Below are 22,821 nucleotides of genomic sequence, written 5' to 3'. Positions count from 1 at the left end.
CTAGCCCGTCATCGCGCATCCGCTGCACACCCCACCCTATCCCATGGTCCCGAGGAGGGGGTGTCCGCCCCGTCATCCATCCACCTACCCTGCACACCCGTATGTAAAATCAGCTTCCCCACCCTGCCCCTGCTGAAAACTTCAGACCTATCCGGTGCTTCACATGTTGACACCCCACAGCCCATCTAGCTCATCATCCATGCATCAGATGCTTATCACATGGGCACCACCCATATGTAAAATCAGCTTCCCCACACTGGCCGTGCGCGCGGTCACACTGCGCTGCAAAACAACCTTTTTATTTGCTCATGACAACAATTGCATATACTATGTCCCAGTCTTAACCATGGCTTTGTATGGCTTTCGTTGATGACAGCAACGTAAAGACTTGTCGTGGATGGGTTTTGGTTGGGGTCCACGCATTGGGGATTTCCGGAATCCTGTCAATACTAGTAGTTTTTCTGAGAATGCCCTTTCTGAAGTCAGTGGTCGCAGACGCTGACCGGGTGTTTGGCTTGTCATTGGTGCTGCACGTAGACCTCTCGGTAATAGTGTGGCTGTGTTCAATGTCCTCTGCGCTGATTAGTATGACCGTGCACCGCAAGTTGAGGTACCTGGGGCACTCCTGGGCGGTATCTGCGGTGGGCGCTGCATTTATGGTTTTATCGGCGCTCTTAAAAGGCGCAACACCGGTGAAGAGCAACTACGTGCCCGTCATAGACCACTGGTTTTTTTTCTTAGGGCTGGGCATATTCTGCTGCGGGGTATTGCTAAACACCCTACCCTCAGTAACGAAGGGCCAGTGTACCGACCTTCCTATGTTGGTGGGAATCCACGGAATGTCCACCATGATGACTGCAGCAGCGTTTTGCTTCATGACCGCATATTCCGCGACTGACAGGGGCCTGGAAAGCCTAGTGTTTTACGAGAGGGTCTTCTGGGGGGCGGGGCACCTACTGCAGGGCGTTTTCGGCCAGGCATTTCTGGTGGTGATGTTGTTGCGGATCAGGCATGGGTGTTTCACACACCCGTACCTGGTCAGCACAGTGTTCGCGATTAACGCCCTGTCCGTCATAATTGCATCTGCGGCGCACATAGTTTACCCTTCAGATTTTGCATCACTGGCCGAGTTTTTCACGTGGCACATGCGGATAGCAGAGGCATTGGTGCCTGCTTTCTTGGTAGTATTTGCGGGCGGCAATATCAAATCCTTCCTGCAGCGTGACAACCGATATTTGCTCTATGCAACGGTGATGTTCATCTACGGCAGCGTCCTCGGCGTTCTCAGCATGCAGGGCACGGTCACAATACCCGCGCACTACCATGGGTGCGTTGTGGGGATGACGGCGGCTTTTATGGGGTTTGTATATCTGAAAATGCCAAAGTTTGGTTACAGGGCGGTCAGCCAAACTTGGCAAAACATACAGCTATTCGTATACAGCGTGGGGCAGATGTTGCACATCACGGGACTAGAGTTGTTAGGAGGGTATGGGGCCCTGCGTAAGGTAACTCACCTCCCAGATGCCGCATCGGCGCTTGCTCGCTATTGCTTCTCAGTGGGCGGCGCTATGGCGATTATGGGGGGGTTTCTTTTTGTTTTGCTGGTTTTGGTGTGTGTGTATCGTAGAAAGGAAACGGAGCATGGCACTTGACAGGTGTGCTTACCCCAAAGGTAGCCACATTTGCGGTGTGTGGTATTCAAAAATTTACCACACGTGCGTACCATCAACCCAAAGGTGTCTCAGGTGAAGGCGAGGCCTGCGGCAAGCGAAAGCCGCCGGAATACAGCGTTTGGTTGGGGCACGGCATCTTTGTCTGTTTCTCCTAGTAACATAGTCACCAAACACTCTATGATCACTGGTTCGCTGCGTTCTACGCTACTGCGCGTGGTGTGCGTTTTTCTGATGCTGCCATCGGTCGCAAGCGGTTCAGGCTCAGACATGGCGGTCCCATGGAAAATACGGGAATCCGAAGTTCGTGGCCTATCCGCAATGTTGGAGCATGCCAGCAGGGGCAATTATTCAACATCGCATCGCATCGCAAGAAAGCTAGGTAAGGAGTATATAACGCTCGCACAATGGTTGAAACTGCGCCACAGTTGCGTCTCCCAGGAGGAGATAAACGATTTTAAGGAAGCCCACCCGGAATGGCCAAACCCAGTTGCACATACCAAAACCGCCGTTACAACATCCATCACCGAGGTTAAGCCCACGTGCGGACGCCTGAAGAAAAGTGCGGTTTTCCTCAACTACAGCACCCTGCCTAGGAACGCACTAATATCAGTGGCAAACCGGCTGTTGTGGACAAAAAGAATACGTGCAGCGGAGTACATCGCCAACAACCTGGGGGAAGAGGGCCTAGTTACCACGGCCAGAATAAGCTTTAGGCGCAACAAAAAAGACCTAGCCGGCATGGATGTGTCACCAGTTTTTGCGTCCATGAGCTCCGACTTTGGGCTCATGTACGACTATGTATCTTGGTATCTCAAGAACAGACAGATCAGCGAAGAGATCTTGCATTTGATGTCTTCAATGCCCAAAGACCAAAAATACCGTAAGGAACTTTGGCATCTCTACAGGTTGTATATTGGTGAAATCGTATATTATAAACTCTCCAGGTTCTACGGGGCCGCCTACAAACTAGCTAGTGACTGCGCTAAGCTTGTGGATGCCAGAACATTACCTGAAGTGCACTGGCTGCTCGGGTGGATTGCGTTCAAATGTCTAGAAGACTACGAGGCTGCCCATGCACACTTTGCAGATTTTTACAATACGGCAAGAGCGCACGAACACAAAAGCAAGGCCGCTTACTGGGCCGCACGCTCCGCCGAAGCCCTGCATGACGACGACGGAGCCCTCGTATGGCTCAGGCTCGCAGCGTCACACAAGACAACCTTCTACGGCCAGCTGTCCCTTTTACAGCTAGGCGTAGACAGGGTCTTACTCGATACACAAAACGTAAGATACACTAGTGTACACTATTTACGTTGTAAAAGAAACTTATTTGCAAAAATTGGGTACATATTATCTAAAGTGCGGCGCGATGATATGGCAGATTTATTTGTGCAGCACGCAATAAAAAATACTCATATCCCTGAAGTTGCTGGTATGATTACCGAGCTCACTTTATCAAGTGGCAATACTTACTCCGCGCTTAAGGGTGCAGAATATATAGGGTCCAAGTTTTTGCTTCCGGCAAGCCTTTATCCGCGGCAATATCTCGCAGTACATGACGACCACAAGGAGATCGTGCTATCGATGATCAGGCAGGAAAGCAGGTTCGACAAAAATGCCAAGAGTCGATCTAACGCGCTGGGACTTATGCAGCTGTTGCCATCGACCGCAATGGAGTTAGCACGAGATTTACAAGTAGAGTATCGGGAGAGTGATCTCCTAAAGCCAGAGTACAATGTAATGCTTGGACATTACTACTTGACAAAACTGCTCAAGGCATATAACAATTCTCTGGTGCTGGCCCTGGCTGCTTATAACGCAGGGCCGGGCAATGTCAACTTGTGGCTCAAGAACCTCGGTGACCCTAGGAATCTAGGGTCACCTGGAGCGCTTGCAGAGTGGATAGAATCCGTGCCATTTCACGAGACGCGTACGTATATACAGAGAGTACTTGCAAATTTGCATGTATATAACGGAATGTCCGGCAAGACTATGACCTTGGGCCAGCAGTATGAGTAACTACCATTTGGGTGTTATCCCCACCACCGTGGGATATCATCTCGCTCTGTATATACGGTATACGTACCCCAGGCACCAGATCAGTGCAAGTGAATACCACGTGATGGTATACTCTAGGTGGTCGTTCCTAATCTTGAGCGCCGGATTGGCGCTCAATCTACCAGCAACGGTTGTGTGGTCTCCCCACAATATACAAGGCTCCAAGTCGGGCAGGCCAACGTATTCTGACATATCGTTTATGTCGAACCAAAACCACAGATTTTCTTTAGGATTATTCCGTACAATCCATCTGGACAGGCTTCTTAGCTTGCAGTGCAAAACTCCGCTGACCGCTCGGACGTCTGCATCGCGAACGTCGCCGGGTATGATGCCCGCGCCAGTGGCCGATCGGACATCTGCATCATGGGTGCCAGGCGCGGTGCCAATGCCGCTGGCAGGTTGAGCTCCTGCACCATGAGTGTTATCGAGTGCAGCGCCGGCAAACACCCCCCTGTTCACTAGAATATGCCTGCCGTCTACCAGTGAAAATGGCTGCAGGAAGTAATATCCCATCTTACCAGCAAAAACCCGTATGTGCTTTGTGCCTTGGAAGGCACCTTGCAATTTGACCGTCCTGTACGCGTAGGTGCGTAGATCCCCCGCAGGCAGGATCACAGGATTCATGTGCATTGTTTCAATAACGTGCAACTTTTCCCGCAACCGCAGGAGCTGCCACGTCCCTAATGACAGTAATATGGCAAAAGGCGCCAAGCAGTATACAACCAGCAGCACCCGCCGCCTAGCTCGACCGCATGTCCTAGACTGCGTACGCATCACGCACTCCACAAAATGCCACGCTCTATCCACCAGAACTTGCAGAGCACAAGACCACTACCGATTGCAGGTACACTGCAATAGCGCCTTTCCCGGAGTATACGCCTCTTTCTGCGTTGACACAAAGCAATTTAAGTGCCATCACAAGAGCAGTGCAGTGCACGTGCGCACCTTAACTTTTGGCGTGATCGTACGTGAACGGGGTTAATACTTTGTGAGCTTTTGCCCCCTACAATGTGGGGGTATGTGGGTTGGTTTGGGTGTGTATGAGAAAAATAGACGCGTGCGCGGGCTGTCCACCCTTTTCCTCAAAAAAACTGGCCTGGGTAGCGGTCGCATTGTGCGCACTTTTGTGCACCTTCCCCCACAGCAGCGGCGCGCAGGCAGAAAAACCAGAGGATCCCAGGCAGGCTTTTGTTAGAGACACCGAGAGCCTAAAAAAAACTTCATACACCAGGCGCGATTTTAGAGAGTTCATCGTCAAGTGCAACGCTAAGGGGGTCGCCCCAAATTTTAAAAAGGAGTTCGGCAGTAACCTGGCTGGGGCGGATTTTAGTGAGTTGGACATGCGAGGTGCGGTCTTTGAGGATGTAAACCTCGTCCAAGCAAACTTTAGGCACAGCAACATCTCCAGTACCACGTTTTCTGGATCCGACATGCGCGGGGCTAACTTTTCGAATACCGACCTCAACAGATCGCAGTTTGAATCAGTGGACCTCAAGTTCGCCAACTTTGCGCTTGCAGACCTGAATGAAGTTAGAATCCGCTCCTCCGAAATTAGCTATGCATCTTTCCTTGGTGCAGACATGCAGGCCGCGGTAATCAAAGACTCACAGGGCCTGTACACGACATTCACAAATGCTGACCTCGGTGCCGTATCGGTGTTGAACTCTAACATGAGCAATGCGAATTTCCAGGACATAGAAGCAACCGGCATACTAATACAGGGTAGTAATTTGACGTCCGCAAGCCTATTTGGCGCCAATTTGCACAGCGCAAGAATACAGAACTCCGTGCTGAAGGGCTCCATTATGTATGGAGTTCGCATGAACTTTGCGGACCTAACGGGCAGTGATTTGAGCGGCGCAAACATGGAAATAGCCAACATCCGCTCCTCGAGTTTTCACAATGCGAATTTGAGCAACACCAACATGTATTCCGCCGATATTTACCACACAGATATGAGAAGTGCCAATCTCAGCGGAGCAATTCTGGGTGGCGCAGTGCTGGTGGGAGTAAATCTGCACAACGCGGTGCTGACAAAAGCAGTATTAAAAGGCACTGCAATATCTGAGTCTATTCTGACAGAATCTGATCTGAGAGAGGTCACACTTGATTCCGGGAGCGTTTCTGACAGCACACTTGAGCTCGCCGTGTTGAACAGAGCGAAAATCACCGGCTCTGCAATCTCCAGAACCGGTATGGCGTCAATCTTTGCACACGCCGCAAGCCTGAATAAAGTCACCCTGGAAAAGGTAGACCTGACAGGCGCGGTGCTGAGCGAGGTTAAAACGTCGCAGTCCGTGTACAATGACGTAAACGCCAGTGAGGCTATATGGTCTTCAACTGAGTTGCACGACGTCATAATACACAGCACTTTGCTGCACAATTCCGTGTTCGCTAACAGCAAACTGGGAAAGGTGAGTATATCAGCGAGTAACGCAAAAAAAGCCAGCTTTATAGAGTCAGAGTTTGTAGGCACTAGTATATACAGGGGAGTGTTGGCTGGGGCAGAGTTTCAAGATTGCACGTTCGTGAATACCGTGATTATGGAAAATGACACAGTACCAAGCGTGAGCGGTGCGGTTACATCGGAAAAGGAGTTACAGGAACTGCTGAAGCGTGAAAAGGTGCTTGATGTGAACTACTCATACCTAGACTTCAGCGGCATGCATCTGCGTGAAATAGACTTTTCAAACTCCAGGCTGGCAGGCACAAACTTTTACGAAGCGCAATTGCACAATGTGAACTTCTCGCGCGCGGATCTTTCTTCTGCAGATTTCACCGATGCATCCCTGGTGGATGTGGACTTTACGGGTGCCAACATTAGTAAGGTGGTCTGGCCCGCCGGGGAAACAGCACAACACAGCATGGGCAGCGAAACCAAAAAAGAGGTTAGCAGCCCAACAATTGAACAGAGCGGGGCCTCTAAGCAGGAAAAAGTGGAGCACCAACAAAGTAGCAGTACTCAACAGTCAGACACTCCTGAGCCTGGTGAAGGCGATGCTGCACAGAAGAAATCTGTGGATACAAGTGGAGCTTGATCGCCCCGGCGAGTACCAGTAACCGAAGCCAAGCGGCAGTTGGGGCGCTTAGCAGCGGAGTGTGCACAGCTGATACGTAACTCAGTCTCGGCACGGTAAGATCGGCAAGATGTTAAGATAGCCATATAATGACGCCGCGTATTTGCGGAACATGCAAAATTCGGTCACATCACCGAAACCTGTGCGTGGTGCGCAATATCGAGAAACGTGAATCTGTCCCTTGTAGCAAATGCCAAATTGGCCACTTCGCCGTACCCTGCAGTAGTCCACCCAACGTGCTCGGGTAAATACGGGCTTTTCAAGCCATGCAGAATTTTTTCCAGCAGGGTAGGATCAATAACCTCAGTTTTCACCCTCTCAGAGATGTATTCCCACTTCTCGCCTATCATGCAGTTAAGGTTTGTAGCAGCTTCGCGGTCTATAGACTTCCGTAGCAGTACATCACAAAATTCTCGCGCCCGCTCCATACCAAAACACCGCTGCAGCACACAACTGTCAATGCAAGTTTGCACGAGTTGTGGCCGCATGTTGCACATTTTCTTCTGTAACTTCGCCAGCACCACGGTGGCAACTCCTACCCTCTCCCCATGTAATAAGTTGCAGCCATCTAGGAGCTCCGTGGCGCCGGCCAGGATATGTTCTCCCTGGCTTGCAGACTGGCTCCCCCCAGCTATTATCATGCCAACACCAGACAGGAGCAGAGCCTGCATCAGCAACATAACGGTGTCGACATCTCTGCCCACCAGGCCTTGGTAGCTCTCTATAATGGCGCTCTCTACATCTTCGCTGATAAGAAAAGGCAGCTCACTGTACTGGGTACCTAGCAATACGTGCGAAAGCAACCAATCTGCGCGTGCCGTGGAGCGACAAATAAAATCTGCGAAACCGCTGCTTATCATCCTAGCCGGTGCATTGGCAAGCGTATTTGTATCTATGTAGATGGCGCTGGGTAGTTGCCCAACAAAGGATTTTTTTGTGCCGTTTTTGACCGTGATTGAGGCATTTGGAGAAGTATACCCATTCATGGAAGGAGCAGTGGGGAACAGTATGTATTCTTTGCCTTCAACCTTACTAACATATTTGCACACGTCATTGATTGTCCCGCTTCCAAGGGCAATAATGAAATCCGCATTTTTGGAAGCATGTTTCACACGGTTTATCAGGCCAGCAGAGGCACAATATTCGCCCTGAATCACGTAGTGGCTAAAAGCATTCAACACCCCATTATCTATGAGCCTAGCGGTGTTTGAGTCAGCAACCAAGAGCGCTCTGCCCCCGTGTCTGGACGCTATGTCTGGAAGGCTGGCTAGCATGCCTTGGCCCACATGTATGGCTCTGGTAATGTACTCAGCAACTTCGGCATACCCGCCAGCAACAATACGCGGCAAAGCCATGTCTAAAAACTGAGTAGTCATGAACCACAACGCACCAAACCCATGCAGGGAGTATACATCCAGCAACAGTGCATAGCAAAGGGTATGCCCTACTGCCCAACCTATTATATCCGGCACGTCACTTAGCACCGGAAGTATGACTCTTAACCCAATACAAACAATTCTGTGTGGCTTGGGCGTATATGGCAACAACTCCAGTTGACTGGAGCCGCATTCTGAATGATACTGCGCAGTGTAGTACATGGTGCCTTAGGTGTAGTTTGAGTCCGCTGGAGCAGTTCAGAGTTACAAAGTTGCTTGGCATACCCACACCTTGGGGCATAGACCTGAGCTTTACAAATTGTTCCCTCTTCATGGTTCTCGCATCCCTGGGGACTGTTTTGCTCTTGTGTTGGGCACTCAGAAGAGTCAACGTAGTTCCTGGGCTTGCCCAGGCTGCAGTGGAGTTGATCTACGGCTTCGTGGCCAGCACTCTTGAGAGCAACGCCGGCGCGGATAGCCTGCGCTACATACCCCTGGTTATGACAACCTTTTTATTCGTATTGGCGTGTAATCTCGTGGGCATACTGCCGCTGGGGTTCACCGCAACCAGTCACCTCTCCGTTACCTTGGCTTTATCACTCGTCGTCTGCACGGCTGTCACAGTTATTGGGTTTAGGCACCAGGGGCTGCATTTCCTCAGGATATTCCTGCCTGAGGGTACGCCAATGTGGCTAGCCCCCATGATGGTTTTCATAAAGCTGTTTGCGTACTTGGCCCGTCCGGTAAGCCTCGCGATACGTTTGGCAGCAAACATGATCGCCGGTCATACAATCATTGCAGTTATTGCAGATTTTGTGCTCAAGATGCACCTCATACTCACACCTTTGCCATTCGTGTTCATAATGGCCCTAATAGCATTCGAGGTCTTCGTTGCCGTATTACAGGCATACATATTTACCGTGCTCACCACCGTATACTTGTCCGACGCTGTCTCGAGCCACTAGGGCACCCAGCACAGGTATGGCTAGAAGTTTGCCACGCGCGGCCGGGGATTGCCGCGCGATATCCTCAGACCGTGCCGGAGTGGATCCTCCGCACGCCATCACTCAGCACGAACTAGTACAACCACACATCGCTGAAGTTGCCCACTACAACTTGGCTGCTGCTCCAGGTGCGTTGCTGGTACAACTCGGCTTGCTCTAGGTGCGTTGCTGGACGCGATGCGTCGTCATTGGTGGAGCGACAACCCCCGCCGCCGTCAGACACGCTGTTGTTAGAAGATTCCGCCGGGCCCTCAGTGGCAGCACTCATGCAGCCGGGCCCTGTGCTTTTGGCGGCATCGTTGGTTCCACTAGCTGAATATCCGTAAGAATCCCCCCCCCCCCCGATGTGCTCCGCGACGGAGTACTCACAGTGTGCAGCGGTTCTACCTCACTTTGATCCACCGACCCAGCGCGGTCAGCAGCACGCATAAGCGCATACCCAGCACACCCAGCGTACAACGCTGTACCCGCTGCAGTCACACTGGCAGGAAGGCGCAGGGCTGCACCAAGGACTGCAGACGTGATTCCATGAGTAACCGTACTGGTAGCACAGTGTAACACCGCCTTGTCAAAATGTGCTGTATCATCGGGTTCTTGCCCCGCATCTGCATCATAGAACACGTTGTTACAAACAGTATCAGCTACCGCGTCAGATAAGTAGCTAGCGATCGTAAACACAAGCGCTCCAGCGAAAATAATTCCAAACATATTAATCCTCCCTCCAATGAGCCTACACAAAACTTGCGCGCGCCGGCCCCGAACTGCGATGCCACATCTGGCACAGGTACCAACCTAAGGCAACCGCCGCCTTTGGAGTATTTGGGAATATACAGGTGACCACGCACACAACAGCCGCAAAGTGTACATTTCCCCAGCCCTACAGTCAACTCTGTCACATCCTATCCGCCGCCAGAAGTTTGCCTCCGGATGATATTCGCTCTCGCCATGCGACACCTCAGGTCTTCACGTGCTACACACGTACTCTTGATTTCGCAATCACTGCACCAACTGAGAGTGCATGCGTACGAGACAACTGGCACCACCATGTGACCATGGTATGACAATGTAACCAATTCTACAGCCACAACTTATATGCGAAGATCCCGTGCTGCACGCTGGGTTTGCACAACATTCGTATGTTCAAGCGGCACACTTGGTAAATCCCACATTGCGTAACGTCAATTACTAATTGACTTGGCATCTCAAGCCCTTATAATCTGTAGGGTTGAAATTTGCACTGGTGGTGGTTTATGGACTCCTTGAGGTTTGTGGCCGTTGGGCTGAGCGTCTTGGGTATGGTGGCGTCTGCGCTTGGTGTTGCAGCCGTCTTTTCGGCCATGCTCAATGGCATTGCTCGTAACCCGGAAACGGAGGATAAGCTGAAGAAGTACGTCTATACCGGCGCCGCTTTGGTCGAGGCCATGGGCCTGTTTTCGTTTCTGCTGGCGCTGCTTTTGATATTCGTGGCTGGATAGCCAGCAATGGGCACTGTACCCCAGTTGGACTTTTCAATGTACCCTTCGCAGGTGGCCTGGTTCTCCTGCGCGTTTTTCCTGCTCTACCTCGCGGTCAGGTGGGCTGTCCCCAGGGTTGAGGGCATCATGGGCAAGAGGTACGCTGCGGCTAGCAAGTCTTTGGAGGATGCTTTGGGCGTTTGTGGAGCTATAGAGCTGAGGCTGCTCAGGCAGAGAAAGGCGTTAGAGGACGCGGATCTCGGGGCTAGAGATGCGGTGGAGGGAGCACTGGCTGAGGTTTCGTCGTGCACTGAGGAGGCTCGTTCTTTGCTGAGCGAGGAGGTTTGCGCTATGTTCGAGTCAGTGGAACAGCGCTTGGGAGAATTGCGGCGGGACGTTCATGGTGAGCTGGTCGATCTTTCCGCCGAGGTTGCGTTTATGTACTACACCAAGGTTCGCGGCTGCGACGAGGCAAAAAGGGATGCACTGAAGAAGTTGGCCGCCAGGTTATATGAGGGAAAGTTATGACTATGAGTACTCATTTGATAGTTGACCTTGCTTTTTGTGTGGGATTTGCGTTGGCTTTCAACCCTGCCAGCAAGTTCGTTAGGCGGTTTTTGTCTAAACATTCTGATGCGGCAGGCGTCGTTGTGGAGAAATCAGTTGATCTCGAGCGTAGACTGGAGTTAATGCTTCGCGATGTGTCCCAGAAGGAGCATGAGGTCGACTTAGCAGTGGCTGGGATACTCCAGAAGTCTGAAGAGCAGTATAGAGCCATAGTGCAAAACGGAAAAAAGGAGATAGAAGAGATGCTCGAGGCTCAGATTAACTTGGCAGCTGAGCGGGTTGCGTTTGAGGTTGACAATTTTGTCAAATCCCTGAGGCTAGCCGCCATCGATGCGGCGTCCGGTGCGGCTCGTAGCTTGCTTAGGGAAGAGCTAGAGGGTAAAGAGCGGGGCGACAGCGGCGGCAGCGATGTTGCTCCTTCACCGGAACACGACGACGATATAGCCAAGAAACTGCACTAGGTGCAGGTTGGGTGTTGCAGTGGCTGCGTGGGCTTCCCCTGGTTGGTGCCCGCCACCTGCTTGGGCAAGGGGCATGTTAAGTCTGGGTGACAGGCTCTCTGTTCTACCGGCTCAGGCACACCCCGGCGGGTTTTATACTTCGCTCTTATCGGTGATCCACTTCAGTATCTTGCGTATTCTTCCGCCATATGACGGGCTGGCAGCCCCACTGCGCGTTCCTCCTTTGTAGAAGCTGTGCACTACCAGTAGTGCAGTGCCGATGGCCGCAGAGAACACGGGGTTTCTATCATACTCTTTGCTCATGCCATAAACGTGAACGGGCAGCCCCACTCTTACTTGCCTATTCAGAACGTAATTAGTAATCTCTCGAATGCTAGCCAGATTGCTGCATCCTCCTGTTATTACCACCTTACCGACCACATTTTGCTGCGCGTCCATTTCCTTCTTCACCAGCTCAAGAATTTCTTCCACTCTCGGGCGGATAATGCTGGCTAAATCGGATTTCATTATAGAGCGTTTATCTTCGTTACCATCTTCGGTTTCAATAGCATAGTCCCTATCAGCCGAAGTGAGCATTACGTTCCCATGCAGAATCTTCATGCGCTCAGCATCTTTTACACTTATACATAACCCGTATGCTATATCCCTCGTTATGTGCACTCCACCCAAGGGAATTGTACCTGCGTACACAAATTTGCCCCTATCAAAGATGCCCATGGAGGTGTAATTCCCCCCTATATCCAGAACCATGGTTCCCAATTCTTTCTCATCCTCCGTAAGGCAAGCCAACCCTGAAACATAGGGCTCGGCAACACAGCCACCCATACTCAAGTTGTTATCGGTAATACAATTCTCGATGTTAAGGAGCGCGAGCTTAGAAGCGGTAACTACGTGCATATCTGCACGCAATTTGCTACCATACAGCCCCCTGAGCTCAGTAACATCGCTCAGATCATCCAAATGGTAAGCTATTGGAATATTGTGGATTACCATGTCATCCCCAGAGAATTTCTCATAAGTCTGGAGCATGATCCTTCGTATATCGCGGTCTGATATCTCGTGTACTGTAGAGCGCATTTCATTTGAGATATTGTGCGACGCAATGCCACACCCAGATACGTTGACGTACACCTGATTCATCGTGTGCTCAGACACCTGCTCTGCGGCATCTACGCTAGACAATATGGAGTAGCCGGCATGCTGTTTGTTGGCAATTGCCCCACCATTCACACCGTCAGCAGCTTTATAACCCACCCCCACAACCTCGGGCCCACCGTCACCACGCACTTTCACAGCGAGGCACACCATTTTTGTAGAGCCCATATCCAAAACTGCAAACACACCCTTCCGGGGCTCCGTCATAACAGCGGAATGCAACACGATACGATACCCTTCTACTCTTCCACCACGGAGCAACCTATGACAGATCCGGGTTCATCTTATATGGTTATCGAAACATATCAAGCATTTTCGCGCCATTGCGAACCCGCAGCAAGCGCCCAACGCTGCCTTGCAGCAGGGATAACAAAAGCACAAAAACCGGAACAAGTTCTAGCCGCCCAACTAACATTAGCACGGTCAATACGCACTTGACAGTAACAGATAATGAAGCATACGTACCATTTGGCCCCACAACTTCCCCTATACCCGGACCCGTATTGGCAAAGGTCGATGAAACAGACGTTACGATTGTAGCCAAGTCACTCTCACCCCAAGCAACGATAATGCACGCAATGCAAAACACGAAGACATACAGAAAGAAAAATGCACCGGCCTCGGGGAGGAGGGCTTCCTCCTCCCGCACTGATTGCTTGTGGGGCGTGGCAAATGGAGCCTGCATGAGCAGGTTTTTAACATACCTATACCCACCGCGCACCAGGATGACGATTCTATGCATCTTGAGACCGCTGTTAGTGGAGCCAGAACACCCTCCACATAGGGTTAGAATCGTCCCAGTCACGGCCAGGAAGCTCCAAGTGCTATAATCACAGTTAGCAAACCCAGTAGAAGTTGCCAGTGAAACGAGTATAAAGGTTGCGCGCAGCAGTACTGCAGGAAATTCCTCCCCCGGAAGTACGCCTCTGTTATACAGATTAATCGCACCTAAAAGCGAAAACGCCGCCAGCACGCACACGAAAACGGCAAATTGTTTGGATTGAAACCTTCCTTCAAGAACCAACCTCAGGTACACCACAAATGGGCATGAAGAGAGAAGCATGAAGACTATAGCTATAATTTCAATTGCAACGCTGTCAAAGTGGCCCAGCGAGTCATCGTAGTTAGCGAACCCACCTGTGGAAACTGTGCTCATAGCATGGCATATTGCATCGAACACGGACATGCCAGCTATCTTGTAGGCAGCAGCACACAACACCAGTAGCACAACATATAGACAGGTAATATAGAGCACAGCCCTGAAAATGCTCAACTTGAACTGCCGTACAGTGGGGGATTCTACGCCGTAGATGTCCTTGAGCCCCACAACCTTCAAGCACGGTAACAGCAACACACCAATTGCTATAACCCCCAGCCCACCAATAAAGTTCAGCATTACACGCCACAGCAGTATGCCCGGTGATTTTGCGTGCAGATTGGAGAGCACTGTGGCACCAGTAGTGGTAAGCCCGGATACTGTTTCAAACAGTGCATCAACGTATGTCAACCCAGTTGTATCTGAAACAAAAAACGGTATTGCAGCCAGCATTGGTAGCACAATCCACACTGCACAGATGAGGTATATAGTTTCATGACGCCCTATTGGGCCGGATTTCCCACCATGCAGACACACTGCTCCAACAGCAGCAGACACCGAAAATGCAGTAGCAAAACTTTCCCAGTCCCCTCCCCCCATACAGACGTCCACAACCATCGGTATTGAGAGGAAGAGCGCAAATAGCAGGGAAAATACACCCTGGATGAAAACCAGGGAGCGCCAATGTGTCAGGAATGTACCACACGCCTTGTTGTGCACAACAGCCACCAAAACAACCACCATGCGACGCCCGCCCTAGTGTAAACGCAGCACCCTGGCATTGCGCGCCCTCCGCGCGTTTTACCATAACAAGTACCATGCGTCCATGCTTAAGATATGGGTTATGCAGGCACCAAATTTGTGCGCATGAACGCCTTTTTTCTGTTACAATCAGCGCGGAGAGATGGCTGAGCGGTCGAAAGCGCACGCTTGGAGAGCGTGTACACAGCAATGTGTCGGGGGTTCGAATCCCCCTCTTTCCGCATTTTAAATGCTAAACGGAACAGTAGAGTTGGAGTCTGAGGTCCTGAAAAAGCTCTGCAGCCTAGATCTTGGCAGCGATTATGCGGTTGCAGTATCTGGCGGCGTGGATAGTATGACCTTGTTGAACCTTGTGGGAATGTTCCACAAAACGCAGGCTACCAGCCGCCCAATTGTGCTGACAGTGAACCATGGGTTCCGTGCTGAGGCGGATTACGAAACACGCTGTGTACAAAAACGAGCCCTAGAGCTTGGGCTGGAATGTAGAATACTGCGTTGGGGGGGTTACATACCAAGCAAGTCCCAGGAAATCGCCAGAGAGATCAGGTATGGCCTGCTGCACCAGTGGTGCGTCGAGCACTCAGTCAAATTTCTACTAACTGCACACAACAAAAGTGATCAGGCAGAAACTGTACTTATGCACTTAGAGCGTGGTAGTGGCGTCGATGGGTTATCTGGCATGCATGAGCGATCTGTCTTCGGAAATATTACAATTTGCAGACCTTTACTCAACTTCACCAGGCAGGAAATACTGCAATACGCAACGCAAGAACGGTTGTTTTGGGTCGAAGATCCGAGTAACCAGGACTCCAAATATAGGAGAACGTTTTTTCGCAACCTAATAGCGGAAAGCAAAAACCCCGGCGTCATCATAGAGCGGCTGTGCAGGACCACGTCGCACATGTATAGGGCTCTCTCGTGCATTTTGCACTATGTGCGGTCTTCACTTGATGATTGCCTGGAATTCAGCCCCCTAGGTTTCATAACCATAAAGTCGCAGGAATTACGCAGTGTACCAGAGGAAATTGCATCCAGATTGCTGTTGCTATCCTTAATGGCCATGGGGGGGAAGGACCATAAGCCGCGGTATTCCTCTTTTTGGCCAATATTAACACAGATGCGGCAGGGAGGAGATTTTACTCCGCGCACACTGCATGGATGCAAGGTGTTCAAAGAGTCTGACGGGAATTTCTCGATAGTGCGCGAGCTTGCGCGTATAGAGGGTAGGATCTGTGTAAGCACAACCGCTGAAATCATGCAGTGGGACCGAAGGTTTACCATAAAGATAGTTGGTGTACACAATGCGTCACACAGTGCGGGGCCTTTGTCAGACTCACAAAAGGAGGCACATAGTTTGTATATCACTCCATTAGGTAATGGGCCGCTACCCGAGCATCTGATGCATGTTAAAAGAGATGTTGCACGTGGTCTCCCAGTGCTCGCTCACGGAGATAAAGTTCTTGCGTACCCCTGGCAAAACCATAATATAGGGGTTATTCCAGCTATCAGTGTGGAAGAAGTTCTGGTTAGAAGGGGCGTGATTAGCCTAATTTGTAATCAGCTTTGTCAGTAGGGGTCACTCGTCATGAACTTTAGAAAAGTGGCTGAGGGCTTGATTGTGTGGTCGGCAGTGATCGCCCTCACTGCGGTGCTCTACACTCAATTCGGCGATAAGCTCACAGGCAGCAAGGAGCTACGCGTGCCCTTTTCTGAGTTTCTTGTGAAGCTAGACGCAGGCGAAGTGGAGTATGTTAACGTAACAGAGCGCGAAATATCGGGCAAGCTACGCGACGGCACGAGATTTAGGACTGGAGGTGTAATATACGACAGCCTGATTAAGACTCTACATGCCCAGAAAGTGACTTTTGAGTTCTCATCTGGGGAAACAGTGTTGGGCATTCTGGGCAGCCTGCTCATTTCCTGCCTACCGATGCTGTCTTTGGTAGTGATATGGTGCATTTTCCTCAAGCAAATTCAGGTTGGGGGCAATCGTACAATGAGCTTCAGCAAGTCTCGCGCAAGACTCATGACTGACAATCGCGGCAAAGTCACATTTGAAGACGTGGCCGGCATTGATGAGGCAAAAGAGGAACTTGTAGAGATAGTAGATTTCCTCAAGCATCGACAGAAGTTTCAAAAGCTAGGCGGAAAAATTCCAAAAGGGTGCTTGCTGATAGGCCCGCCGGGGACTGGTAAGACGCTGTTGGCTCGTGCAATTGCCGGTGAGGCTAGCGTCCCCTTCTTCAGCATTTCTGGGTCTGATTTTGTAGAAATGTTTGTTGGCGTGGGTGCCAGCAGGGTGCGGGACATGTTCGAGCAGGGAAAGAAGCATGCGCCATGCATAATTTTCGTGGACGAGATAGACGCTGTAGGTCGGCATCGCGGCATAGGCCTCGGTGGAGGCAATGACGAACGCGAGCAAACGCTGAATCAGTTGCTTGTAGAAATGGATGGATTTGAATCCAACGATGGCGTAATCATAATCGCCGCGACTAACCGTCCAGACGTTCTTGATCCTGCCCTGCTAAGGCCAGGTAGGTTTGACCGGCAGGTTACAATATCCATTCCAGATATAAACGGGCGTGAGAAGATTATAAATGTGCACGCTAAAAAGGTGCCTATGGCTCCGGATGTCGATGTCAGAGTAGTAGCAAGAGGAACCCCTGGGTTCTCTGGTGCTGACCTGGCAAATTTGGTCAACGAAGCCGCATTGATTGCTGCCAGGCTTAATAAGAAAGTCGTCACTATGAGTGACTTTGAGTATGCCAGAGATAAGGTCATGATGGGCGCAGAGAGAAGGTCTATGATTATGACGGATGAGGAGCGTCGCCTTACTGCATACCACGAAGCTGGACACGCAGTAACGGCGTTTCACAACCCAGCCTCTGATCCCATACACAAAGCCACTATAATACCGAGGGGTAGAACGCTGGGGTTGGTTATGCGCCTACCGGAAACTGACAGGGTGTCTCACACAAGAGAGAAGATGCTTGCTGATCTAGTGGTGGCCATGGGGGGCAGGGCCGCTGAAGAGCTGATTTTTGGATACAGCAAAGTAACCAGCGGCGCATCTTCAGACATTAAGCAGGCTACGGAACTTGCTAGATCTATGGTCATGAAGTGGGGCATGAGTGATAGCGTTGGGCCACTTTACCACAGCGATGATCGCAGCGAGTCAATTTCTGACAACATGGCAAGCCTGATAGACGAGGAAGTGAAGTCTATAGTGTCAAAAGCGCTCGAGGAGGCCAAGGCCACTTTAGAAAAGCACATAGACTCTCTGCACGTAATCGCAGAAAACCTTTTGGAGTTTGAGACGCTCACTGGAGACGAGATCGGTGATCTTATGTCCGGCAAAAAAATAACCAGAAATGAGGAGGAGGCTAAGCCTATAAAGCGTTCTTTCGTTCCAGACTGACTCCACTAGGCAAACCCCTACCGCCCCATTGCTTGTAGGTGCCCCAATAAACATGAGTGTGCACCGGTTCCTGGCAACTGGCTACCCGTTGGCATGTTGGTTAGCAGTACTAACTGCCGGGGAGATATCTGCGAGTTTTTGTCAATTCTGTTGTACTTTGCTCAGCTTGAGCATATAATCTGCGTTCCGGTACTCTATACGTAGTCCCTATGTTGAGCATAGCAAAGCGGGTGTTCTGGCCGTACGGTTACGGGTCCGGCAGGGCCTCGTTTCACAAGATTGTCAAGGGCATCAACGCGATGGAGGAGGAGCTATCGGTGCTTTCAGATGCCGAGCTTTTTTCTAAAACCAGCCATTTCAGGGAAATGCTTGCGGGCGGCCAGACACTCGATAATATCCTCATCCCGGCGTTTGCAGTGGTGCGCGAAACCGCGCGTAGAGTGCTGAGCATGCGCCATTTCGATGTGCAGCTCATAGGGGGCATAGCTCTGCACAGAGGCATGATTGCAGAAATGAAGACAGGAGAAGGTAAAACATTGGTAGCAACCCTTGCTGCGTATTTGGGCGCACTGGAGGGCGCGGGAGTACACGTAGTTACCGTGAACGATTACCTGGCAAAGCGTGACTCTGAGTGGATGGGTAAGGTGTACCAGGCTTTGGGGATGAGCGTAGGCTGTATAACAGGGGCGTCTTCGGACGAGCAGAGAAGAGCCGCATATGCGTGTGACGTGCTTTACTCGACAAACAACGAACTTGGGTTTGACTATCTTCGTGATAACATGAAATTCAGTAGGGAATCCATGGTACAGCGGGGGTTCAATTACGCAATAGTGGATGAGGTAGACTCTATTCTGATAGATGAGGCGAGAACTCCGCTTATTATTTCCGGACCGGTGGAGCGTGATAGCGCGCTGTACGGCAGGATAGACTCGTTGGTGAAAGCATTGGCACCGGAAGACTACGAGGTAGAGGAGAAGAACAGGTCCGCATTCCTGACGGAAGAAGGCGCGGTCAAGGTTGAGAAAATGCTCCTATCGATGGGCCTGATTCCCGCAGGGTCTTCTCTGTACGATACGGAAAATATAGTAATGATGCACTACGTGAGCCAGGCTCTGCGTGCTCACAAGTTGTTCGCTGTAGACAAGGATTACATAGTTAAGAATGGCAACGTTGTAATAATTGACGAGTTTACCGGGCGGATGATGGAGGGGCGCAGGTACTCAGACGGGCTGCATCAGGCATTGGAGGCTAAAGAGGGGCTTACTGTTAATAGTGAAAATCAAACCCTTGCGTCTACCACGTTTCAGAATTACTTCCGCATGTACCGCCGCATTTCGGGAATGACTGGAACTGCGGCAACTGAAGCAGATGAGTTTTTAGGAACATACAACTTGCAGGTAATGCAAATTCCAACCAATGTCCCCGTCAGAAGGGTAGACATGGACGATGACGTGTATTGCACAGAAGAGGAGAAATTCGAAGCTGTAATGGACTTCATAGTAGAGTGCAACAAGCGGCTGCAGCCCACGCTGGTAGGTACCATTAGCATAGAAAAGTCCGAACTTTTGTCCGGAATGCTCACAAAGAGGGGAATAAAACATTCCGTACTAAACGCTCGGTACCACGAAAAGGAGGCATACATTATAGCCCAAGCAGGCAGACCGGGAGCAGTAACGATCGCAACCAACATGGCAGGTCGGGGAACAGATATACAACTTGGTGGCAACCCCGAAATGCTGGCGAAAGACGAGCTGTCAGGCATAACATCTGATGAGGAGCGCAGCGCAAAGTACGAGCAGCTCGTGGCACAAGCAAAACGTGATAGGGACGTGGTAGTTGAAGCGGGAGGCTTGTGTATTGTCGGCACAGAACGACATGAAAGCAGGAGAATTGATAATCAGCTACGCGGGAGATCTGGCCGGCAGGGAGATCCCGGACTGTCAAAATTCTTCCTTTCCTTAGAGGATGATTTGTTGAGAATTTTTGGCTCGGATAGAGTCAAGGGAATGTTGAAAAAGCTCGGCATGAAAAAGGGTGAAGCAATTCAGCATCGGTGGATAAGCAAGGCAATAGAGCGCGCGCAGAAGAAGGTGGAGTCGAGGAACTACGACATTCGAAAATCTCTCCTCCGGTTCGACGACGTAATCAACGAGCAGAGACAGGTCGTATTTGAGCAGCGCAACCACGTGCTTGATAATGACGTGTACGACTTCACATTTATGTACCACAACGTGAACCAGGATCTGGTGTCACGCACCATCAAGGATAGGTACTACGACTTTAACTCGGAAACGTGCGAACCAATGCTATCGGAGGTCAAGCGAATATACGGGGCAGAACCAGAACTTGATAAGCTACAAAACTTAGAAACTAAGGAGCAAGTGGTGGACTACCTTGACTCATTCGCCCGGGAGCTGTTAGAAAAGAAGGCTGCAGAGTTTGTTCATAACGGAGAGAACCTCTGGGACTTTGCCGCAAGGCGGGTCCTGATCACATCTTTGGACCACCTGTGGATTGAGCATTTGTCTGCACTCGATAGTCTAAAGTGTGGCATAAATCTCCGTTCCATAGGTCAAAAAGATCCCTTGAATGAGTTTAAAATAGAGGCCTTTGCTATGTTGAAGCACACGCTGTCCAAATTTTACGAGATGGTGGTGCAGAAGCTATCAAACATGAGGTTAGAGCGAGATGCTGGCCCGGCCGCGCAGCATATGTTTATGGTTGCACGTGAGGGTAACTCACTCTTTAGTGGTGTTTCGCGAAATGAAAAGTGCCCGTGCGGATCTGGCAAGAAGTTCAAACACTGCCACGGTATCTTGCAGCTTTAGCGGGCCAGTTCGCCCTCTTTTCGAAACAGATACAGCTGGGCATGCTGTACCTGGCTGGGTACCACCTATCGCTCCTGGTCACACGCTATGCACCATACCCTGGCGCACTAGGAACCGGTACCAGCAGATTTTGGACGCAGGCCACCTATTGAGTTCATGGGGGCCTTCTTGTTTTCAATCTCAAAGTGAGAGATAGCCCCCTCTATGCCGTATTTCTTGATTATATCATCAACTATCGACCGCTGGGTTACAGCAGTACTGATGAAGTTGTTGATTTTCATATCGCATATTCCAAGCTTGCCATTATCAACAACGTGGAACTCTATCACGATGAAATCGTCCCCATATCCCCTTTTGGCAAGCCTTACTCTGACCGCATAGGTATCATCACCCGCAAGTCGCACAGACATTATCCGCATCATATGAAATGCATGCATGCGCAACTGCCTAGTATACACGCCCCTTATGTAGCGCCCATATGTGCTAATGAACCTCCCGCGCTGCGAGGAGTCAGCAACTTTCCAATGACTCCCCATAGCGAATTTCGCGATCCCATTCAGATCTAGGGCACTGTTTACAACATCTTCAAGCAGTGCATCAACGGTTTCGCCGCCTTGCGAAACTATGGAGTACACCTGCGCCTTGAGAGTTTCAATAAAGCCGCAAATCTCTCGGTGATTGCTGCACGTTTCGAAGCGGGTAGTAAACCCCCCGAGAGACATAAAGGCAAGACACACGGCCACAACATAGCCCGCACCAGCGGCGTATCTCCTGTACATCACCAATCCTCTGGGAAGCGTGTGCAATGCTACACCACCAGTTGTTATATTAACATTAACCATTACTACACCAAAAAGCATGGTTCAGCTAGCATCCGAGCATTCCCCACATTCAATCTCTATGGTCACATGAGATATACCAAACTTCTCGTTGAGTAACTTTTTGATAGATATCAAAAGCGCGGAGTGTGCCTTATCGCTCGCCAAAGGTGCATGCACCTTCACATGCATGGTCATGATGGGATAATCATGGGTCAGGGACCACAAATGCACGTGGTGTATGTCAATAACCGCGGGAATGTTGCCTAGGATTGAATTCCTCACCTCTTCAATGTCTATGTTTTCCGGCTTTCCTTCAAGCAAAATATTGCCTGAGCTTTTCACTATTCTAAATGCGCTATAGAACATCAAACCACTGGCAAACACAGATAACAAAGGATCAATAATCTGCCACCCACTGAGCATAATAACAATAGAAGATAGAACAGCAGCAACAGAACTTAGCAGATCTCCTACAACGTGTAGCACCGCACTCTTGATATTCAAGTTGTGTTCATCCTTCCTGTACAGGATGACAAACACTGTCACATTCGCTACCAGCCCTAGCAATGCTACAATCAGCATGATCTGCCAGTGCACCTCAACTGGGTAAATAAACCTCTTCGCCGACTCACAGACTATAAGGATTGCTACCACAAACAAAGAGACGCCGTTGACGAACGCAGCCATAACCTGAAATCTGTGATAGCCGTATGACCTACACGCATCAGACTCCTTTACAGCAAACTTATACGCCAACCAACTAAGCGTGAGTGCCACAAGATCTGTCAGCATGTGACCAGCATCAGAAAGCAAGGCTAGTGAGTTTGACGCAAACCCACCTATAACCTCGGCTGTCATCGCCACTGCAACCACAACTATGGAAAGTGCCATTCTTCTGTGCGTATGTGTGCAGAACTCACCACCATGGCTGGACATACGCATCACCCCCGTGTAGTGGGTAATACTGGACTCGAACCAGTGACCTCTTGCACGTCAAGCAAACGCTCTACCACCTGAGCTAATCACCCAATGTTCACTACTATAGGCAATGTCTACTAAAAGTCAATTCGC

The 22,821-nt window shown here is 50.5% G+C and carries 18 protein-coding genes and 2 tRNA genes; 12 read left to right on the top strand and 8 right to left on the bottom strand.

The genetic code is table 11. The features are described from left to right. The first annotated feature begins 356 nt into the window (after positions 1-356). Complete coding sequence (locus ACIS_RS01140) at positions 357-1,652, top strand: cbb3-type cytochrome c oxidase subunit I (RefSeq protein WP_012880414.1); 1,296 nt, start codon at positions 357-359, stop codon at positions 1,650-1,652. An 84-nt stretch (positions 1,653-1,736) separates the two neighbouring features. Continuing rightward, a complete protein-coding gene (locus tag ACIS_RS01135) occupies positions 1,737-3,692 on the top strand; it encodes a lytic transglycosylase domain-containing protein (protein ID WP_238523302.1) in 1,956 nt (651 codons plus the stop codon). Positions 3,693-3,728: 36 nt separating this feature from the next. Here the strand turns inward: ACIS_RS01135 and ACIS_RS01130 are convergent, their stop codons facing one another. Further along, the gene (locus ACIS_RS01130; protein ID WP_238523301.1) at positions 3,729-4,463 is read right to left on the bottom strand and encodes an SURF1 family protein; all 735 of its coding nucleotides are present in this window, start codon (positions 4,461-4,463) and stop codon (positions 3,729-3,731) included. 308 nt (positions 4,464-4,771) lie between these two features. On the opposite strand from ACIS_RS01130, the gene ACIS_RS01125 reads away from it, so the two are divergent. Next, complete coding sequence (locus ACIS_RS01125) at positions 4,772-6,769, top strand: pentapeptide repeat-containing protein (protein WP_041651109.1); 1,998 nt, start codon at positions 4,772-4,774, stop codon at positions 6,767-6,769. A 164-nt stretch (positions 6,770-6,933) separates the two neighbouring features. Here ACIS_RS01125 and ACIS_RS01120 read toward each other — a convergent pair whose 3' ends face one another. Continuing rightward, positions 6,934-8,184, bottom strand: coding sequence for an iron-containing alcohol dehydrogenase (locus tag ACIS_RS01120; protein ID WP_041651386.1), 1,251 nt, complete (start codon positions 8,182-8,184; stop codon positions 6,934-6,936). A gap of 239 nt (positions 8,185-8,423) precedes the next feature. On the opposite strand from ACIS_RS01120, the gene ACIS_RS01115 reads away from it, so the two are divergent. Continuing rightward, complete coding sequence (locus ACIS_RS01115) at positions 8,424-9,149, top strand: F0F1 ATP synthase subunit A (protein WP_041651385.1); 726 nt, start codon at positions 8,424-8,426, stop codon at positions 9,147-9,149. A gap of 16 nt (positions 9,150-9,165) precedes the next feature. Continuing rightward, positions 9,166-9,348 carry a hypothetical protein gene (locus tag ACIS_RS05545; RefSeq protein WP_238523300.1) on the top strand — a complete coding sequence of 61 codons (183 nt, stop codon included), beginning with the start codon at positions 9,166-9,168 and terminating at the stop codon, positions 9,346-9,348. A 104-nt stretch (positions 9,349-9,452) separates the two neighbouring features. Here ACIS_RS05545 and ACIS_RS01105 read toward each other — a convergent pair whose 3' ends face one another. Then, positions 9,453-9,896: a hypothetical protein gene (locus ACIS_RS01105; protein WP_012880408.1), complete on the bottom strand. Its 444-nt coding sequence runs from the start codon at positions 9,894-9,896 to the stop codon at positions 9,453-9,455. Positions 9,897-10,438: 542 nt separating this feature from the next. Between ACIS_RS01105 and ACIS_RS01100 the strand changes: the two genes are divergently transcribed. From ACIS_RS01100 to ACIS_RS01090, 3 genes are read left to right on the top strand one after another with little or no spacing between them, the layout of a single operon-like run. Next, entirely contained in the window at positions 10,439-10,663 is a 225-nt protein-coding gene (locus tag ACIS_RS01100) for a F0F1 ATP synthase subunit C (RefSeq protein ID WP_012880407.1), read from the top strand. 24 nt (positions 10,664-10,687) lie between these two features. Continuing rightward, complete coding sequence (locus tag ACIS_RS01095; RefSeq protein WP_238523299.1) at positions 10,688-11,170, top strand: ATP synthase subunit B family protein; 483 nt, start codon at positions 10,688-10,690, stop codon at positions 11,168-11,170. Next, positions 11,167-11,670: a hypothetical protein gene (locus tag ACIS_RS01090; RefSeq protein WP_012880405.1), complete on the top strand. Its 504-nt coding sequence runs from the start codon at positions 11,167-11,169 to the stop codon at positions 11,668-11,670. Before ACIS_RS01095 ends, ACIS_RS01090 begins: the two co-directional genes overlap by 4 nt. A gap of 132 nt (positions 11,671-11,802) precedes the next feature. Here the strand turns inward: ACIS_RS01090 and ftsA are convergent, their stop codons facing one another. After that, positions 11,803-13,032, bottom strand: a complete 1,230-nt coding sequence (gene ftsA, locus ACIS_RS01085) for a cell division protein FtsA (protein WP_238523298.1) — start codon at positions 13,030-13,032, stop codon at positions 11,803-11,805. Between the two features lie 85 nt (positions 13,033-13,117). Further along, positions 13,118-14,665, bottom strand: a complete 1,548-nt coding sequence (locus ACIS_RS01080; protein ID WP_012880403.1) for a TrkH family potassium uptake protein — start codon at positions 14,663-14,665, stop codon at positions 13,118-13,120. A 154-nt stretch (positions 14,666-14,819) separates the two neighbouring features. Between ACIS_RS01080 and ACIS_RS01075 the strand changes: the two genes are divergently transcribed. The 4 genes from ACIS_RS01075 to secA all read left to right on the top strand — a co-directional run bounded on the left by ACIS_RS01075 (position 14,820) and on the right by secA (position 20,929). Then, positions 14,820-14,904: transfer RNA gene (locus tag ACIS_RS01075), tRNA-Ser, on the top strand. Positions 14,905-14,912: 8 nt separating this feature from the next. Then, positions 14,913-16,256 (top strand): tRNA lysidine(34) synthetase TilS, encoded by a 1,344-nt coding sequence (tilS, locus tag ACIS_RS01070; RefSeq protein ID WP_012880402.1) that lies wholly within the window; start codon positions 14,913-14,915, stop codon positions 16,254-16,256. Between the two features lie 12 nt (positions 16,257-16,268). Then, a complete protein-coding gene (gene ftsH, locus ACIS_RS01065) occupies positions 16,269-18,101 on the top strand; it encodes an ATP-dependent zinc metalloprotease FtsH (RefSeq protein ID WP_012880401.1) in 1,833 nt (610 codons plus the stop codon). A gap of 209 nt (positions 18,102-18,310) precedes the next feature. Continuing rightward, positions 18,311-20,929 carry a preprotein translocase subunit SecA gene (gene secA / locus ACIS_RS01060; RefSeq protein ID WP_012880400.1) on the top strand — a complete coding sequence of 873 codons (2,619 nt, stop codon included), beginning with the start codon at positions 18,311-18,313 and terminating at the stop codon, positions 20,927-20,929. Positions 20,930-21,036: 107 nt separating this feature from the next. Here secA and ACIS_RS01055 read toward each other — a convergent pair whose 3' ends face one another. From ACIS_RS01055 to ACIS_RS01045, 3 genes are all read right to left on the bottom strand, one after another. Continuing rightward, entirely contained in the window at positions 21,037-21,771 is a 735-nt protein-coding gene (locus ACIS_RS01055; RefSeq protein ID WP_238523297.1) for a Tgt2/MlaC family protein, read from the bottom strand. A 21-nt stretch (positions 21,772-21,792) separates the two neighbouring features. Then, complete coding sequence (locus tag ACIS_RS01050) at positions 21,793-22,686, bottom strand: cation diffusion facilitator family transporter (protein WP_012880398.1); 894 nt, start codon at positions 22,684-22,686, stop codon at positions 21,793-21,795. A 19-nt stretch (positions 22,687-22,705) separates the two neighbouring features. Continuing rightward, positions 22,706-22,778, bottom strand: a tRNA-Val gene (locus ACIS_RS01045). Between the last annotated feature and the right edge of the window lie 43 nt (positions 22,779-22,821).

The organism is Anaplasma centrale str. Israel (assembly GCF_000024505.1).
In the GTDB taxonomy this organism is placed as follows: Bacteria; Pseudomonadota; Alphaproteobacteria; order Rickettsiales; family Anaplasmataceae; genus Anaplasma; species Anaplasma centrale.
This window is presented reverse-complemented; position numbering and strand designations above follow the sequence as displayed.